The organism is Actinomadura spongiicola (genome assembly GCF_003432485.1).
GTDB classification, from domain to species: domain Bacteria; phylum Actinomycetota; class Actinomycetes; order Streptosporangiales; family Streptosporangiaceae; genus Spirillospora; species Spirillospora spongiicola.
On sequence record NZ_QVNQ01000016.1, the window covers coordinates 15,961 to 33,018 of the forward strand.

A 17,058-nucleotide genomic window follows, 5' to 3' on the forward strand; every position below is an offset into this window, starting at 1 on the left:
CGGAATGTCGAACCGCCTGCGCCTCGTCGCCTTCCTCGGCTTCGCGATCACTCTGCTGGCCATGACCGTCTACGGCGAGGCGACGTCGGCGCCGTCCCGGTGCAGGACGGAGGGGCCGCTCACCGTCCTCGGCGGGAGAGACGACACGGGCACGCGCCGCGCGCTCGTCCAGGGCTGGCAGCCCAAGGACGGGACGAGGGCGGAGTTCCGGGAATTGCCGTCGAACAGCGATCTGGAGCACAGCGAACTCGTCTCCACCGCGCGGTCGGCAACCTGCGCGGCGGAGGTGTTCCTCATCGACACGCCGTGGATCCCGGAGTTCGCCGAAGCGGGCTACATCGACCCCGTCGGGATCCCCGAAGGCGATTTGAAGGCCATCATCCCCGAGGTACTGAAAACCGGGCGCTTCCGGGGAAAACTCTGGGCCGTTCCGTTGAACACCGACGCGCCGCTGCTCATCTACCGCAAGGACCTGGTCGGAAAGGCCCCCGGGACCCCTGAGGAGCTGATGGCCGCGGCGCGGGCGCTGACCGCACGGCCGAAATCTCCCGTCACCAGCGGCCTGATGCTCCAGCTTCACGACTACGAGGGGTTCACCGTCAACATCCTCGAACTGATCCGCGACCTCGGCGGGGACATCACCGTGTCCGACGACGGCACGGTGACGATGGACCGGGGCGCCGTGCTCGCCACGCTTCGCCAGCTCACCGCCGCCATGCGCGGGGACCGTCCGCCGGTGTCCCCCGCATCCCTGGACGCCGATGAGAACGCCGGCATCGACGCCTTCGAGCAGGGCAAGGTGGCGTTCCTTCGCGACTGGCCCGCCTTCTACACCCAACTGCTCACCGACGGCGCCAAGCTGGGACCGGATCAGATCGACGCCGTCCCCTATCCGGGGGAACGGGTCCTCGGCGGGCAGAGCCTCGCCATCGCGGCCCCCCTTCCCGACGACCGCGCCCGCGCCGCCCGCGAACTGATCACCTATCTCACGGACGCGCCGCAGCAGAAGCGGATGTTCGCGTGCGGCGGTCTGGTCCCCGTCCGCGGCGACGCGTACGAGCCGGACGCCGCCGCGTGTGGCGGGACCCATCGCAAGCGACTCGTCCTGCACGCCGACCCCGGGAAGATCCGCGATGCGGTCAGGGGGGCGCGGGCCCGGCCGTCGTCGGCCTACTACCCGGAGTTCAGCCGGGTGCTGCGTCGGCACCTGCACGAATATCTGCGGGAACGCCTGCGGTGCACGGCACCCTCGGCGTGCCCGAAAGCGCCCGACGACAACACGTTCCTGAACCGGCTGGCCGCCGCCCTGGACCGGGCGGCGCGCGGCCGCGCCGGCTGAGCTCACATCGGATCGACGTCCGACAGGCCCGTCCGGCGGTCCATGCGCAGCCAGCGGGTGATGCCGAGCGTCCGCAGGAACGGCACGTCGTGACTGACGACGATCAACGCTCCACGGTAGGCGGCGAGGGCCTGACCGAGCTGGGCGACGGCGGCCATGTCGAGGTTGTTGGTCGGCTCGTCCAGCAGGAGCAACCGCGGGGCCGGTTCGGCGAGCAGCAGCGACGCCAGCACGGCGCGGAACCGTTCACCGCCCGACAAGGTCCCGGCGGGCCGCTCGGCGCGGGCGCCGCGGAACAGGAACCGCGCCAGCCCGGCCCTGACCTCGGCCGGCGACGCCGACGGCGCCGCCGCGCGGACGTTGTCGACGACGCTGAGCGCCTCGTCGAGGACGTCGAGCCGCTGCGGCAGGTACCGGACGCCGTCCACGCCGACGTTGACGTCGATCCCCTCGGGGACGCGGTGGCCGGTCAACGCGCGTAGCAGCGTGGTCTTGCCCGAGCCGTTCGGGCCGGTGAGCGCGATCCGCTCCGGACCGCGAACGACCAGCTCGGTGAGGGTCGCGACCTCCGGATCGGGGGCGCCGAGGCCCGTCACGGTCACGACCGTCCGCCCGGCGGGGACGTCGGTGGCGGGCAGCTCGACGCGGATCTCGTCGTCGTCGCGGACCGCGTCCTCCGCCTCGACCAGCCGCGTCCTGGCGTCGGCGAGACGCTCCTCGTGCATGATGCGGTGCTTGCCCGCCGACTCCTGCGCCTGCCGTTTACGGGCGCCCATCACGATCTTCGGTTCGCGTTTGTTCTCGTACATCTTGGCGCCGTACCGGCGGCGCCGGGCCAGCTTGACGTGGGCCTCCTCCAGTTCGCGTTTCTGGCGGCGCAGGTCGGTCTCGGCGGCCCGGACGGTCCGTTCCGCGGCCTCCCTCTCGACCACGAGCACTTCCTCGTAGGCGGACAGGCTCCCGCCGTACGTCCGGACGGCGCCGTCGCGCAGGTCGGCGATCTCGTCGACCCGGTCGAGCAACTCCCGGTCGTGGCTGACGACGACCAGGACGCCCGTCCAGGACTCGACCGCGTCGTAGAGGCGGCGCCGCGCGTCCAGGTCGAGGTTGTTGGTCGGCTCGTCCAGCAGCAGGACGTCCGGGCGGGCGAGGAGATGCGCCGCGAGCCCGGTCAGCACGGCCTCCCCGCCCGACAGCGTCGGGACGGTGCGGTCCAGGTCCAGGTGGCCGAGGCCGAGCCTGCCGAGTTCGGCGTGGGCGCGTTCCTCGACGTCCCAGCCGTCCCCCACCGCGGCGAAGTTCTCCTCGGTGGCCTCCCCCCGCTCGATGGCGTGCAGCGCCGCGCGGGGCCCGGCGATGCCGAGCAGATCCGCGACCGTCGCCGAGTCGTCGAGGACGAGGTTCTGCGGCAGGTACCCGATCGCCCCGTCGACGGTGACCGTGCCCGCCGCGGGACGCAGCTCACCGGCGATGATCTTCAGGAGGGTGGACTTGCCGGAGCCGTTGACGCCGACCAGACCCGTCCGGCCGGCGCCGAACGCGACGTCGAGGCCGTCCAGCACGACGGTGCCGTCCTCCCACGCGAACGACAGGTCCGAGCACACGATGGCGAAAGACATGAGGGGTTGCCTCCATGGTGATGAGCGGGTGCGGGACGCATGGAGACACCGCGGGTCGCGCGACGCGCCGGCGGGCATGAGAAAGCCCGGCGGGACGATGGTCCGCACTGAGGTCACGTGCGCGGGCCGCCTAGCGGCCTCCGCGCGGTGTCGGACCTCAGATCCTCAACGGACTCCCCAACCGGGCGACGACAGAACGCCACCCAAACTACCCGAATCCTTATTGCAACACAAGTAGCGATAAGAGACGGCATGCTGGGCCGGATGGACATCGTCAGCCCGGTGTTCGCCGGGCGCGCCACAGAACTCGCCGAGTTACACGCCGCGCACACGCGCGCACACGCGGGCGAGCCCGCCGCCGTGCTCGTCGCCGGTGAGGCGGGCGGCGGCAAGACGCGGCTCGTCGCCGAGTTCACCCGGAACCTGCGCACGCTGACCGGGGCGTGCCTCGACCTCGGCGCGGCGAGCCTGCCGTACGCCCCCTTCACCGCGATCCTGCGGCGCCTCGGCCGCGACGCGGTCACCTCCCTGATGCCCGCGACGGCCATGCCGGAGCTGGGACGGTTGATGCCCGCCCTCACCGCCGCCGCGCCGCCACCGGACGACGGAACCGGGCAGATGCGGCTGTTCGAACACGTCCTGGCGCTCTTCGAGCGGCTCGGTGCGTCGGAACCGGTCGTTCTGGTGGTCGAGGACGCGCACTGGGCCGACCGCTCCACACGCGACCTGCTGTCCTTCCTGTTCCGGAACCCGCCCCGCGCGGGCGTGCTGCCGGTGGTCACCTTCCGACCCGAGGAGCCCGACACCCGCCCGCTGTTCGCCGACCTGGCCCGGCTGCCGCACGTCACCCGGCTCGACCTGCCGCCGCTGACCCTCGGCGAGGTCGCCGACCAGGTTCGCGGCATCCTCGGGGCCGCCGACCCCGCCCTGGTGCGGGACGTGCACACGCGCGGCGGCGGCAACCCGCTGTTCGTCGAGGCCCTGGTCGCGAGTCCCGGCGCGGCCGTGCCCGGATCCCTGGGCGACCTGGTGCTGGCCCGCGTCCACCGGCTGCCCGGCCCCGCCCGCGCGGTGCTGCGCGCCGTGAGCGCCGCCGGAGACCGCGTCGGCCACGCCCTGCTGGCGGCGGTCACCGGACTGGGCGACGCCGAGCTGACCGAGGCGCTGCGCCCGTCCGCAGACCACGGGCTGCTCGTCGCCGACGGCGACGGGTACGCCTTCCGGCACGCGCTCATCCGCGACGCCGTCCACGCGGACCTGCTGCCCGGCGAACGCTCCGCCCTGCACCGCCGGTACGCCGAGGCCGTCGAACGCTCGCCCGACCTCAGCGCCGCGCCGCAGAGCGCGCTGGCCGTCCACTGGCAGGGGTGCGGCGACCACGCCCGAGCCCTGGCGGCCGCGTGGCACGCCGCCGTGGAGCGGCAGGCGGCCGCCGCCTACGCCGACCAACTGTCGCTGCTGGAACGCGTCCTCGACCTGTGGGAGCTCGTCCCCGGCGCCGAGTCCCTGACCGGCCTCACCCGCCACCGGGTGATGGAGGCCGCGGCGGAGGCCGCCGCGGCCGTCGGCGACCCGGACCGCGGGCTGCCCCTCGTCCAGGAGCTTCTGGACGACACCGACCGCGCCCGCGACCCCGACCGCGCCGCCCTTCTGCTGCTCCTCCGCGCGGCGTTGCGCGCCTTCCAGGGCGGGGAGGCCGAATTGGACGACCTTCGGGAGGCGGAACGGCTCGCGGCCGGGCACGTCCGCGTCCGGGTCCTGGCGCGACTGAGCTCCCGGCTGCTCGTCTACGGCGAGATGGACGAGGGCGAACGGCTCGGCCGCGCGGGCCTGCCACTGGCCCGCGCCCACGGCGACGTGCGGGCACGCACCGGCCTGGAGATCACCGTCGCGGGCGCGGCCGCGCGGGACGGGGAGGGCGACCCGGCGGCGCTGGAACGGCTCCGCCACGGCGACCTCGCCCCGTGGGAACTCGTCCACGTGCTGAACACGCTGGCGCACTGCCGCCTGAACCTCGGTCGTCCGGCGGAGGCCCTGGCGCTCACGGGCGAGGGTCTCGCCGTCATGGAGGACGCCGGGCTCATGCGCGCCGTGGGAGCGGCGATCGCCGTCAACCGGGTCGAGGCGCTGTACCGGCTCGGCCGCTGGGACGAGGCCGCCGACACGCTCCAGCACCATCTGGACCGGCACCACGCGCCCGCGTTCCGCCTCCAGATGATGATCTGGCGGATCGCGCTGCTCGCCGCGCGGGGCACCGGCCCCCAACCCGACCCGGAGGCGCTCGCCGTTCCCCTGGACGCCGGGTTCCCGCAGACCACGCTGCCCCTCGCCGCGATGCTCGTCGAGTGGCGGCTGGCGGAGGACGACCGTCCGGCGGCCCGCGCCGTGGTGGACGCCGTCCTGCGCCATCCGCGGCTGACCGCGCAGCCCTGCCATCTGTGGCCGCTGCTGGAGTCCGCCGCCCACGCCGGAGGGCCGCGCCTCCCCGAGGTCGCCGCGCTGGCGGCGCGGCTGACCACCGCGACCCCGCCGGCGGCGGCGCGGGCCGCCACCGTGACCGCGCTGTCCGGCGACCCCGCCACGTGGCCCGCGGCGGTCGCGGCGTGGGAGGCGCTGGAGCAGCCCTATCCGCTCGCGCGGGCGCTGTACGGGGCGGCGTGCGCCGACCTGGCGGCCGGGGACCGCGCGATCGCCGCCGCGCGGCTCGACCGCGCCGCCGGGATCGCGGGCCGGCTGGGCGCCGCGCCGCTGACCCGGCGGATCTCCGAGCGGGCCCGCCGCGCGGGCCTGTCCGGCCCGTCCGGCGGGCCGCTCACCGCCCGCGAGTCGGAGGTGCTGCGGCTGCTGGCGCGGGGCCGCTCCAACAAGGAGATCGCCGAGGAGCTGTTCATCTCCCCCAAGACCGCCAGCGTCCACGTCTCCCGCATCCTCGCCAAGCTCGGCGCCGCCTCGCGCGGGGAGGCCGCGGCCACCGCCCGCGACCGCGGCCTGGTTTAGCGCGCGGCGGGTGGACATTAAGGCGGGGTCTTATGGCTCCGGGGCGTGTCTTACCTCGACGGTGGTGCCATGGAAGCCGCCGTGCACACCTGCCGTCTGCGCCGCGTCTACGCGTACCGGCGCCGGGACACCGTCGTCGCCCTGGACGACCTGTCCCTGACCGTCGACCGGAACGAGATCCACGGGCTGCTCGGGCCGAACGGCGCGGGCAAGACCACCCTCATCAAGATCCTCTCGACCGTGCTGCTGCCGTCGGGCGGGACGGCGCGCGTCCTCGGGCACGACGTCGTCGCCGAGACCCGGGACGTCCGGTCGCTCGTCGGGCTCGTCCTCGGCGGCGACCGGGGCCTCTACGACCGGCTGACCGCGCGCCGGAACCTGCTGTTCTGGGGCGCGCTCTACAAGCTCGACGCCCGCACGACCCGGGCCCGCGCCGGCGCGCTGCTGGAACGGGTCGGCCTCGGCGAACGCGCCGACGACCCCGTCGAGGGGTACTCGCGCGGGATGCGGCAGCGGCTGCACCTGGCGCGGGGCCTGCTGCACGAGCCGCGTGTGCTGTTCCTCGACGAACCGACCTCCGGGCTCGACCCCGCCGCGGCCGCCGCCTTCCGGCGCCTCGTCCTCGACCTGCGCGCGGAGGGCCGCACGTTCCTGCTCGCCACCCACGACATGGACGAGGCGACGGCGCTGTGCGACCGCGTCACGCTGATCGACCGCGGCCGGATGCTGCTGAGCGGCGAACCGGCGCGGGCCGGGAGGTTCCTCGGCGACCGCGAATGCGTCGACTACACCGACCCGGACCCGGCGCTCGCCGACGCCGCGGCGGCCCTGCCCGGCGTGGTCGACGTCGAGCGGCGGGACGGCGCGCCCGGCGCGTGGCGCGTCCACACCGCCGACCGGGACGGCACGCGCCGTGTCCTCGCCTGGCTGCTGGACCGCGACGTCCTCACCGCCCGGCGCGGCGAGCCGACCCTCGAAGAGGTGTACCTGCGCGCGGTCGGTGACCGGGGGATGACGGTATGAGCGGCCCGCACGCGGCGCTGCGCGTGGTGTGGCGGGCGGTGCTCCTGCAGATCGCCCTGTCGCGGCGGCGCCCGGAACACGCCCTGATCCTGCTGATCGCGCCCATGCAGACGACGACGATGCTGGCGCTCGCGCTGACGGAGGACCGCGAGGACGTCGTCGCCAACGCCGTCCTCGCGCCGGGGCTGATCGGGCTGTGGGTCGCCGCGCTCGACTACGCCGGACGCGTCGTGACCGAGGACCGCTGGGCGGGCCGGTTCTCCCCGATGATCGCGACGCCCGTTCCGCTCGGCCTGGTGGTGGCCGGACGCGTCGCGACGGTGGTGCTGGTCGGCGCGGCGGCGTTCGCGGAGTCGTGGCTGGCGGCGGCCCTTGCCTTCGGCCGGGTACTGACGGTCGCCGACCCCGTCCCGTTCGCGCTCGCGATCACCGCGACCTGCCTGGCGACGGTCGGGACGGCGACCCTCATCTCGGCGGTGTTCGTGATGTCGCGGGCCCACGAGGTGCTGCAGAACTCGCTCGGCTACCCGTTCTACATTCTCGGCGGGATCCTCGTCCCGGTGGCCGCGCTGCCCGGCTGGCTGCACCCGTTCAGCCGGGTCGTGTTCCTGTCGTGGAGCGCGGAACTGCTGCGCGACACCGTCCGCGGCGACGCCTCCGACTGGCCCCGGTCGGTCGCGGCCGTCCTCGGGCTCGGCGCGGCGGCGATGGCGGCGGGACTGTGGCTGACACGCCGCTACGTGGATCGGGCCCGCCGCGAGGGGACGGTGGGGCACGCATGAGGCCCGTGTTTAGGATCGTCCGGGAATCGCTGATCCTCGGATTCGCCGAGATGAGCGCCGTCTACACGTGGCGGACGTGGACGTTCGGGTGGCTGGTGCGGCTGCTGTGCCAGGCCGCGTTCTACGCCCTGCTGGGCCGGTACGTCGGCGACGAGACGACCATGCGGTACGTGCTGGTCGGCAACATCGTGGTGCTGGCCTGCCTGGAGTCCACCATCGTGGTGATCTCGCTGGCCGGGGAGCGGGCCATGGGGACGCTGCCGCTGCTCGCCATCACCCCGTCCGGGCACCTGCCCGTGTACCTGGGGCGCGGGCTCCAGTGGACGGTGACCGGCCTCGCCAGCTCGCTGACCGCCTGGCTGGTGCTGCCGCCGCTGCTGGGCGTCCCGCTGCCCTGGCCGCGCGCCGCGTACGCGATCCCCGTCATCGTGCTCATCCTCGCGAGCAGCTACGGGTACGGGTGCGCGCTGGCGGGCGTCGCGTTGCGGCTGCGCGGCGTCGAATGGCTGGTACTGAACTTCGCCTACGGCGTCGTCATGACCTTCGGCGGCGTCAACGTCCCGGTCGACACCTGGCCCGGCCCGCTGCGGGTCGCGGTGGAGGTCCTGCCCGTCGTGCACGGGCTCCAGGCGATCCGCGGCGTCCTGGACGGCGCGTCCACCGGCCACGTCATGGGGCTGATCTGCGCGGAGGCGCTCGTCGGGGCCGGATGGTACGCGGTGGCGGCGCTGTCGACGGAGCGGCTCGTGTCCGTGGGCCGCCGCGACGGCGGCCTCGACCACGCGTGAGGAACGCGCGCCCCGGACCCGGGACGCGCGTTCACCCGTCGACTTCCGTCAGGCGCCACGCAGAACGGCGCCGGTGCGGTCGGACGCCGCCGCCACCGCGGCGTCGCGGGCCTGCGACGCCTCCTCGGCGGTGAGCGTCCGGTCCGGGGCGCGGAACCGCAGCGAGTACGCCAGGGACTTGCGGCCCTCCCCCACCTGCTCGCCGGTGTAGACGTCGAACAGGCGGATCGCCTCCAGAAGGTCGCCCGCGCCGTCGCGCAGCGCCGCCTCCACCTCCGCGGCGGGCACCGCGGAGTCGACGACCAGCGCAACGTCCTGCGTGGCGACCGGGTAACTCGACACGTGCGGCGCCCGGACCGGAACCGGGTCGCCCAGGCGGCGCAGCTCCAGCTCCATCGCGCACGACCGCGGCGGCAGCCCGTACGCCTTCGTGACACGCGGGTGCAGCTCCCCCGCGTGCCCGACGAGCGTGTCGCCCACGTACAGCGCGGCGCAACGGCCCGGATGCCACGGGGCGTGCCGGTCGGCCCGCGCCGCCAGTTCGACGCCGAACTCGCGGGCCACCGCGCGGGCGGCCTCGATCGCGTCCGCCCAGAGCGCCGGACGGCCCCCGCCCCACCAGCCGGACGGCTCCCGGTCACCGGACAGGACCACCGCGACCCGCTGCGGCTGGTCCGGCAGCGCCGCCTCCAGGTCCGCCAGCTCCCCGGGCGTCGGGCCACGGTCGACCGCGAGGCGCGGCGCCCGCTCCGGCGCGTCCGGACGCGGCCGGAACACCGTGCCCATCTCGTACAGGGCGGTGTCGGCGAAGCCGCGTCCCACGTTGAGCGCCAGGGTCTTGAACAGGCCCGGCAGCAGCGTGGTCCGCAGCAGCGGCTCCTCCTCCGACAGCGGGTTCGCCAGCCGCAGCGTCCGGCGGCGCGCGTCGTCCGCGGGCAGTTGCAGGGCGTCCCAGTCCTTCTCCCCGACGAACGGGAAGGGCAGCACCTCGACGTACCCGGCGCCGGCGAGGGCCCGACCGACCCGGCGGCCCAGCCGCTGCCGGGCGGTCAGCCCCTTGCCCGCGGACGGGCGCGGAGCCCGCGCCGGGATGTTCTCGTACCCTTCGAGGCGGATGACCTCCTCGGCGAGGTCGTTGGGGTCGGTGAGGTCGGGACGCCACGACGGCGGCGTCACCGTCAACGTGTCCGCTCCCTCGACCGTGCAGCCGACCTGCTCCAGCCGCCGCACGACGGCGTCCCGCCCGTACGTCACGCCCGCGACCCGGTCGGGATGCCCGGCCGGGATCGTGACGGTGACGGGCTCGACGGGCGCCTCGGCGTGCGTGACGCCCGGCATGACCTCCGCGCCGCCCAGCTCGGCGAGCATCCGCACCGCGCGGTACGAGGCGTACAGCGGCAGCTCGCGGTCGACGCCGCGCTCGAACCGGTAGGACGCCTCGCTGTGCAGGCGGTGGCGGCGGCTCATCCGGGCGGTGCCGATGGCGTCGAAGTGCGCCGCCTCGATGACCATGTCGGACGACCGTTCGTCGATCTCGGTGGCGAGACCGCCCATCGTCCCGGCCATGGAGATCGGACCCGACTCGTCGGTGATGAGGATGTCCTCGGGGTCGAGGGTCCGCGTGACGTGGTCGAGCGTCTCCAGCTTCTCCCCCGGCTCGGCCCGCCGCACCACGATCGGGCCGGTGAGCTTGCCCCGGTCGAAGGCGTGCAGCGGCTGCCCGAGCTCCAGCATCAGATAGTTGGTGACGTCCACGGCCAGCGACACCGGCCGCATCCCTGCGCGGTGCAGCCGCACCCGCATCCACATCGGGGTCTGCGCGTCCGGGTCGAAACCGCGCACCTCCCGCAGCACGAACCGGTCACACGCGGACGGATCCCCGATGCTCGCCAGATACGACTCCCCGTTCTTCGGGGGGAGATCCACCCGCGCCGGGTCGGTGAACGGCACCCCGTACGCGATGGCGGCCTCGCGGGCGATGCCGCGGATCGACAGGGCGTAGCCGCGGTCGGGCGTGACGGCGATGTCCAGGACGTCGTCGCGCAGCCCGAGCAGCTCCACCGCGTCCGCGCCGACCGGCGTGTCCGGCGGCAGGACGAGGATGCCGCCGTGGTCGTCGCCGACGCCCAGCTCGGCGACCGAGCAGATCATGCCCTCCGACATCCGGCCGTAGGTCTTGCGGGCACCGATCTCGAACCCGCCGGGCAGCACTCCGCCGGGCAGGATGACGACCACGCGGTCGCCGACCTCGAAGTTGACGGCGCCGCAAACGATGTTCTGCGGCTCGCCGGTGCCGTTGGCCCGACCGACGTTCACCTGGCAGTAGCGGATCGGCTTCTTGAAGCCGGTCAGCTCCTCGATCGCCAGGACCTCGCCGACGACGAGCGGGCCGGTGATGTCGGCGCCGGCCTGCTCGACGGTCTCGACCTCCAGGCCCGCCGCGATCAGCTTCTCGGCGAGCGCGCGTCCCGTCACACCGGCGGGCAGCTCCACGTACTCGCGCACCCAGGAAAGCGGGGCCCGCATCAGATCTCCATCCCGAACGGGAGGGTGAACCGCACGTCGCCCTCCACGATGTCGTACATGTCCTCCACGCCGTGCCGGAACATCAGCGCCCGCTCGATGCCCAGCCCGAACGCCCAGCCGCTGTAGCGGTCCGGGTCGATGCCGCAGGCCACCAGCACCCGCGGGTTGACCATGCCGCAGCCGCCGAGCTCGATCCAGCCCTCCGAGCCGCACGTGCGGCACGGGTCGCCGCCAGGCTCGGCGGACGCGCCCCGGCACACGAAGCACTGCATGTCGACCTCGGCGGACGGTTCGGTGAACGGGAAGTACGACGGCCGGAACCGGGTCTTCAGCCCCTCCCCGAACATGCCGGTGACGTAGGCGTCGACCCCGCCGCGCAGGTCGGCCATCGTCAGGCCCTCGTCGACCGCGAGGCCCTCCAACTGGTTGAAGACGGGGCTGTGCGTGGCGTCCAGCTCGTCGGTGCGGAACGTGCGTCCCGGAGCGACCACGTACACCGGCAGTTCCCTGGTCAGCAGCGACCGGATCTGCATCGGCGAGGTGTGCGTGCGCATCACCAGGCCCGACTCCTCCGACTCCACGAAGAAGGTGTCCTGCATGGTGCGGGCGGGGTGGTCGGGCAGGAAGTTGAGCGCGTCGAAGTTGAACCACTCCGCCTCGACCTCGGGGCCTTCGGAGACCTCGAAGCCCATCGAGACGAAGACGTCCTCCATCCGCTCCCGCATGGTGGTCAGCGGGTGCCGGGCGCCGCGCGGGGCGCGGTCCCACGGCAGCGTGACGTCGACGGTCTCCTCGACGAGGACGCGCTGGTCGCGTTCCTCCTCCAGTTCGGACTGGCGCGCCTTCAGCGCCTTCGCGACGGCGCCGCGGGCGGCGCCGATGCGCTTGCCCGCCTCGGCGCGACCCGCGGGAGGCAGCGCGCCGATCTCGCGGTTGGCCAAGGCCAGCGGGGAACGGTCGCCCGCGTGCGCGAGACGGACCTGCTTCAGCGCGTCGAGGTCGGCGGCGGCGGCGATCGCCGCGAGCGCCTCGTCACGGGCCCGCTCCAGCTCCTGCGGCTGGAGCGCGGACACCTCGACGGGGTCATAGGACTTGTTGGGTGCAGACATGGCTGTGTGATCGACTCCGGTCGGCGTGGGACGCCCGCAGTCTAGTGCGCGGGCGGTGAAGATCCGGAAAGCGTGCGCGGGACGCGCTGGCCCGACCAGGGACCCGGATGACGGCCGAGGTGAGGCGGCGCGCGCCGCCTCAGCCGGCGTAGTCGGGGGCCCCTGCGGGCACGGTAAATCGGAACTCGGCGCCGCCGCCGGGCGCCCGCCGCACGGTGATCACACCGCCGTGCGCCTCGACCAGGCCCTTGACGATGTAGAGCCCGAGGCCGGTGCCGCCTCTGCGGTTGCCGCCGGGACCACGCCAGAACTGCCGGAAGACGCGCGACACGGCCTCGGGCGGTATGCCCTCGCCCTCGTCCCGCACCGACACGGCTGCTCCCTCCTTGTGCGCGTCCGGCTCCACCACGATGGTGACTGTTCCCGCCCCGTGGCGCACCGCGTTCTCGACCAGGTTACCGAGAATCTGGTCCATCTTGTCGGGGTCGAGCCACATCTCGGGAAGCTCGCCGCGGGCCTCGAACCGGAACCGGTCCTCGGGCTCACCGGCGGCGACCCGGCCCGCGATGATCTTGCGGATCTCCTCGGGCAGGTCGACGACCTGGCGGCGCATCTCCAGCCGTCCGGCCTCGATGCGGGACACGTCCAGCAGCTCGGTGATCAACCGGGTGACGCGGTCGGCGTCGGCGTTGACGGTCTCCAGCATCACGCGCTTCTGGTCGTCGTTGAAGCGGTGCCACTTGGCCAGCAGCGTCGCGGTGAACCCCTTGACGCTGGTCAGCGGGGAGCGCAGTTCGTGGGCGACGGTGGAGACGAGGTCGGCGCGGTCGCGTTCCCGGCGGGCCCGGTGCAGGGCGTCGCGCAGGCACACCGTGAACCTCTCCACGCGGCGCTGGGCGTCGCGCCGGTACGCGGCGGTCACCAGGACCTCCGTGCCGTCAGGGAGGAACAGCACGCGCTCGGGGTGCCTGGTGCGGGTGGACAGGCCGTCATAGGGGGCCAGGCACTTCCACCAGTCGCGGCCCTCGGCGTCGTGCAGCGGAAGGACGTCGCGGAAGTCGCGGCCGACGGCGGACGCCGCGGCGACCCCGGTCATCCGGGTCGCGGCGGCGTTGAACACCTCCACCCGGGCGTCCCGACCGGCGACGATCAGCCCGTCGGGCAGATCGTCCGGGGAGAGCCCGGACGCGCCCGTCCGGTGGGGGGGCGGCCCCCCACGCCCCCGGCCCGGGGGCACGCGAGGGGGTTCCTCTCTGCCCACGGCGGCCTCCAGAACACCGAAGAGAACGCGGCCTGTCGAGAAGAGACTCTAGCCGCAGTCGGGCGCCTTACGGGACCCGGAAAGCCCCTCGCGGCAAGGCATGTGTAGCCTTCGCGCAGCTCACCGGGACGTGGTCGACGGGTCGTGATCGGTGAGCGCGCCGGTCACGTCCGCGTGGACCGCGAACAGCCGGTCGAGCCCGGTGATGCTCAGCAGCCGCGCCTGCGCGGGACGGACCCGGGCGAGCGCGATCTCACCGCCCGACACCGAGATCCGGTTGTGCGCGGCGACCAGCGCGCCGAGCCCGGCCGCGTCGCAGAACGGGACCCCGGCGAAGTCGGCCACGATGCGGCGCGAGCCCTCGCCGTGGATCTCGACGAGGCGGGCCCGCAGCGTGTCGGCGGTGCGCAGGTCGATCTCACCGGCCACCGCGACGACGGCCGTGTCGCCCCGGACCCGGGCGATCTCCACCGTCAACGGGTCGGCGGAACCCGGGTCACGAACACCGGGGACCGCGACCGGTACGGAGGACTCGGACGGCACGGGAGCGGTCGGAACGTTCCGGCATCTCACCTCCGGCCCCCGCCGGCCCGGCCTCCTCGCCGGCCTGGTCTGGTCGGTCATCACCTTCGCCCCCAATTCCTCGCGGCATCGTCACCGCCCTGGTCAACGCACTGATCAACACGGTAGGCAGCGGAACGAGTCGACCGGATCCCTCGTCCGGCCTGTATCCCGCTCCTACCTGCGAACGAGTCCGGCGCGGTGGCCGGCCCCCCGGCCCGCCGTCCGCGCGGAGACCATCTTCGCAGCTCACCCGAGGGCAAGCGGCGCATTAGGCGACCGATTGCGGCCATCCGATCACGGATCGCACCGAAACACCGTGACCGACATGACGCGCGGACGTCATGTTCCGCGTTGCGCGCGGGCCGAGGCATACAGGCATACGGCCGCGGCGGTGGCGAGGTTCAGGCTCTCGGCGCGGCCGTGGATCGGAACCCGCACGACCTCGTCGACATGGTCGAGGATCTCGTCCGGCAGCCCCCACGCCTCGTTGCCGAACACCCAGGCGGTGGGGCGGGTGAGCAGCCCGCCGTCGATGGCGTCGTCGAGGGTGCGGTCTCCGGCGCCGTCCGCGGCGAGGATCGTCAGCCCGGTGCGCCGCAGCTCGGGGATGAGCGCGTCGAACCGCGGGCCGACGACGACCGGCAGGTGGAACAGGCTTCCGGCCGAGGCCCGCACGCACTTGCCGTTGTAGGGGTCGACGGACGCGTCGGTGAACACGACCGTCTCCGAGCCGGCGGCGTCGGCGGTGCGCAGCACCGTGCCCGCGTTGCCGGGGTCGCGGACGTGCGCGAGGACGGTCACCAGCCGCGGGCGGGGCTCAAGCGCCTTGCCCAGCGGGACGTCGACGAACCCGCAGACCGCCAGCAGCCCCTGCGGGGTGACGGTCTGCGCGAGCTCGGCCATGATCTCGCCGCTGACGCGCAGCACCGGGGCGCCGGCGCGCTCGGCGGCGAGGATCAGGTCGGGGTGACGCGCCTCCGCCTCCGCCGTGGTGAACAGCTCGGCGAGGCCGCCGGGGATCGCCAGCGCCTCCCGCACCGCCTGCGGTCCCTCGGCGAGGAACCGGTTCTCGCGACGGCGGAAGGCCCGCTTGGCGAGCCGGCGAGCGGCCTTCACCCGCGGTGATCGGACGGAGGTCAGCTCGCGGCCCGCCATATCGATGTGTTCGCCCGTGTCCGGGAGACCCGGCTCAGGCCGCTTCCGTGTTGTCGGCCGCGTTTCCCTCGGCGGGCAACGCGTCCTTGGCGACCTTGACCAGGGCGGCGAACGCGGGCGCGTCGTTCACGGCGAGTTCGGCGAGCATGCGGCGGTCGACCTCGACCTCCGCGGCCTTCAGGCCCTGGATGAACCGGTTGTAGGTGATGCCGTTGGCCCTGGCGGCGGCGTTGATCCGCTGGATCCACAGCCGGCGGAACTGACCCTTGCGGTCCTTGCGGTCCCGGAAGGCGTACGTCATCGAGTGGAGCTGCTGCTCCTTGGCCTTGCGGTACAGGCGCGAACGCTGGCCGCGGTAGCCGCTCGACCGCTCAAGGACGACCCGACGCTTCTTGGCGGCGTTGACCGCCCGCTTCACGCGTGCCACGTGCTGGACTCCTTCGTGGGGGCCGGGGCCGTCGGGCCTCGGCCGGTCGCTGATGTCTGGGGTCGAGCGCTACTTGCGCAGCAGCTTCTTGATGTTCTTGGCGTCGGCGTCGGCCACCACGGCCGGGCCGTCGAGGCGCCTCGTCCGCTTGGACGGCTTGTGCTCGAGCAGGTGGTTGCGGTTGGCGCGGCGGCGCATCACCTTGCCGGTGCCGGTCAGCTTGAAGCGCTTCTTGGCACCGCTGTGGGTCTTGGTCTTCGGCATGGTCGCCGTCGTCTCCCTAACTGTTCCGGCCCCGTGCGGGCGCGCACGGGGGCGCGCCTGATCGGCGCATCGCACGGCGGATCGTGGACGCGCCGGGTCAGGCTTCAATGTACGTGCGCCGCGACCCCGCTCGTCCCGCGCGGTCGCGGGATGGGTCGGGGCCGCCGCGCGGCCGGTCCCGGTCGGCCGTTCAGGCGGTCCCGGACGTCTCCTGACCGCGGGCCGCCTTCTTCTTGTGCGGACCGATCACCATGATCATGTTCCGGCCGTCGAGCTTGGGCCGCGACTCGACGAAGCCGAGCTCCTCGACGTCGTCGGCGAGCCGCTGCAGCAGCCGGTAGCCAAGCTCGGGACGGGACTGCTCACGACCACGGAACATGATCGTGACCTTCACCTTGTCCCCGGCCTTCAGGAACCGTACGACATGACCCTTCTTGGTCTCGTAGTCGTGCGGGTCGATCTTCGGGCGGAGCTTGATCTCCTTGATGACCGTGTGCGCCTGGTTCTTCCGCGCCTCGCGCGCCTTCATCGCGGACTCGTACTTGAACTTTCCGTAGTCCATGAGCCTGGCGACGGGCGGACGCGCGGTGGGCGCCACCTCGACGAGGTCGAGATCCGACTCACGCGCGATCTCGAGGGCCTTGGCGATGGGCACGATGCCCACCTGTTCGCCGTTCGGGCCGACGAGCCGGACCTCGGGCACACGAATGCGGTCGTTGATACGCGGTTCGGCGCTGATGGGACCTCCTTGGGGCCGTTCTCACGTTCGTTGGACCGGTCGTACCCCAAGGCTTCCACGAGAAAGCCCCGCACGACTCACGCACGGGGCCACCTTCGGTCTTCCCGGACGGCCGGACCGCCGGGACGACGGCGGCCCGAGCGTCGAACGCCCGTCCGCCGGACCGAACTACCCACCGGCCTCGCGGCCGGTCAGGTGGGAGGTGGCCTCCGCTTGTGCGCCCGGCGCGCTCTCCGAAGCTCGGTGGCGCGCTGGGCCGGTCGGCCAACAAGACTACCACCTATGCGGGATATCGTGCGCCATGCGTGGGGGCTTGCCTCTCGGATTCACCTGAGGTACGCCGCTCAGGTCAACCGCCCGGAGTCGCCGTCCATTCCCCGGCCCGGGGAGCGGGGTGATGATGGTCTGGCTCGCCGGTGCCCTCGGCGGCGCGGTCCTCGCCTGTTACGGTGTGGCGAAGACGGC

Annotated in this window: 14 protein-coding genes; 5 read left to right on the forward strand and 9 right to left on the reverse strand. The window is 73.4% G+C overall.

What is annotated here, in order from left to right:
- The first annotated feature begins 4 nt into the window (after window positions 1-4).
- Window positions 5-1,339 carry an extracellular solute-binding protein gene (locus D0T12_RS33480; RefSeq protein ID WP_117404942.1) on the forward strand — a complete coding sequence of 445 codons (1,335 nt, stop codon included), beginning with the start codon at window positions 5-7 and terminating at the stop codon, window positions 1,337-1,339.
- 2 nt (window positions 1,340-1,341) lie between these two features.
- Here the strand turns inward: D0T12_RS33480 and D0T12_RS33485 are convergent, their stop codons facing one another.
- Window positions 1,342-2,958, reverse strand: coding sequence for an ABC-F family ATP-binding cassette domain-containing protein (locus tag D0T12_RS33485; RefSeq protein WP_117404943.1), 1,617 nt, complete (start codon window positions 2,956-2,958; stop codon window positions 1,342-1,344).
- A 264-nt stretch (window positions 2,959-3,222) separates the two neighbouring features.
- Between D0T12_RS33485 and D0T12_RS37210 the strand changes: the two genes are divergently transcribed.
- The 4 genes from D0T12_RS37210 to D0T12_RS33505 all read left to right on the forward strand — a co-directional run bounded on the left by D0T12_RS37210 (window position 3,223) and on the right by D0T12_RS33505 (window position 8,548).
- A complete protein-coding gene (locus D0T12_RS37210; RefSeq protein ID WP_158581726.1) occupies window positions 3,223-5,955 on the forward strand; it encodes an ATP-binding protein in 2,733 nt (910 codons plus the stop codon).
- A 69-nt stretch (window positions 5,956-6,024) separates the two neighbouring features.
- Complete coding sequence (locus D0T12_RS33495) at window positions 6,025-6,978, forward strand: ABC transporter ATP-binding protein (RefSeq protein ID WP_117404945.1); 954 nt, start codon at window positions 6,025-6,027, stop codon at window positions 6,976-6,978.
- Window positions 6,975-7,760 carry an ABC transporter permease gene (locus D0T12_RS33500; protein WP_117404946.1) on the forward strand — a complete coding sequence of 262 codons (786 nt, stop codon included), beginning with the start codon at window positions 6,975-6,977 and terminating at the stop codon, window positions 7,758-7,760. The genes D0T12_RS33495 and D0T12_RS33500 overlap by 4 nt, the downstream gene beginning before the upstream one ends.
- Window positions 7,757-8,548: an ABC transporter permease gene (locus D0T12_RS33505; protein WP_117404948.1), complete on the forward strand. Its 792-nt coding sequence runs from the start codon at window positions 7,757-7,759 to the stop codon at window positions 8,546-8,548. The genes D0T12_RS33500 and D0T12_RS33505 overlap by 4 nt, the downstream gene beginning before the upstream one ends.
- 48 nt (window positions 8,549-8,596) lie before the next feature.
- Here the strand turns inward: D0T12_RS33505 and pheT are convergent, their stop codons facing one another.
- The 8 genes from pheT to infC all read right to left on the reverse strand — a co-directional run bounded on the left by pheT (window position 8,597) and on the right by infC (window position 16,593).
- Window positions 8,597-11,074: a phenylalanine--tRNA ligase subunit beta gene (gene pheT / locus D0T12_RS33510; RefSeq protein WP_117404951.1), complete on the reverse strand. Its 2,478-nt coding sequence runs from the start codon at window positions 11,072-11,074 to the stop codon at window positions 8,597-8,599.
- On the reverse strand, window positions 11,074-12,183 hold the full coding sequence (gene pheS, locus D0T12_RS33515) for a phenylalanine--tRNA ligase subunit alpha (RefSeq protein ID WP_117404953.1): 1,110 nt from the start codon (window positions 12,181-12,183) through the stop codon (window positions 11,074-11,076). Before pheS ends, pheT begins: the two co-directional genes overlap by 1 nt.
- A 139-nt stretch (window positions 12,184-12,322) precedes the next feature.
- The gene (locus D0T12_RS33520; protein WP_117404955.1) at window positions 12,323-13,420 is read right to left on the reverse strand and encodes a PAS domain-containing sensor histidine kinase; all 1,098 of its coding nucleotides are present in this window, start codon (window positions 13,418-13,420) and stop codon (window positions 12,323-12,325) included.
- Between the two features lie 144 nt (window positions 13,421-13,564).
- Entirely contained in the window at window positions 13,565-13,987 is a 423-nt protein-coding gene (locus D0T12_RS33525; protein ID WP_233526448.1) for an STAS domain-containing protein, read from the reverse strand.
- 360 nt (window positions 13,988-14,347) lie between these two features.
- Complete coding sequence (locus D0T12_RS33530; protein WP_117404959.1) at window positions 14,348-15,163, reverse strand: TrmH family RNA methyltransferase; 816 nt, start codon at window positions 15,161-15,163, stop codon at window positions 14,348-14,350.
- 34 nt (window positions 15,164-15,197) lie between these two features.
- Window positions 15,198-15,590 carry a 50S ribosomal protein L20 gene (gene rplT, locus D0T12_RS33535; RefSeq protein ID WP_117404961.1) on the reverse strand — a complete coding sequence of 131 codons (393 nt, stop codon included), beginning with the start codon at window positions 15,588-15,590 and terminating at the stop codon, window positions 15,198-15,200.
- Between the two features lie 69 nt (window positions 15,591-15,659).
- The gene (gene rpmI / locus D0T12_RS33540; protein WP_067894345.1) at window positions 15,660-15,854 is read right to left on the reverse strand and encodes a 50S ribosomal protein L35; all 195 of its coding nucleotides are present in this window, start codon (window positions 15,852-15,854) and stop codon (window positions 15,660-15,662) included.
- Window positions 15,855-16,044: 190 nt separating this feature from the next.
- Window positions 16,045-16,593 carry a translation initiation factor IF-3 gene (gene infC, locus D0T12_RS33545; protein WP_117404963.1) on the reverse strand — a complete coding sequence of 183 codons (549 nt, stop codon included), beginning with the start codon at window positions 16,591-16,593 and terminating at the stop codon, window positions 16,045-16,047.
- Between the last annotated feature and the right edge of the window lie 465 nt (window positions 16,594-17,058).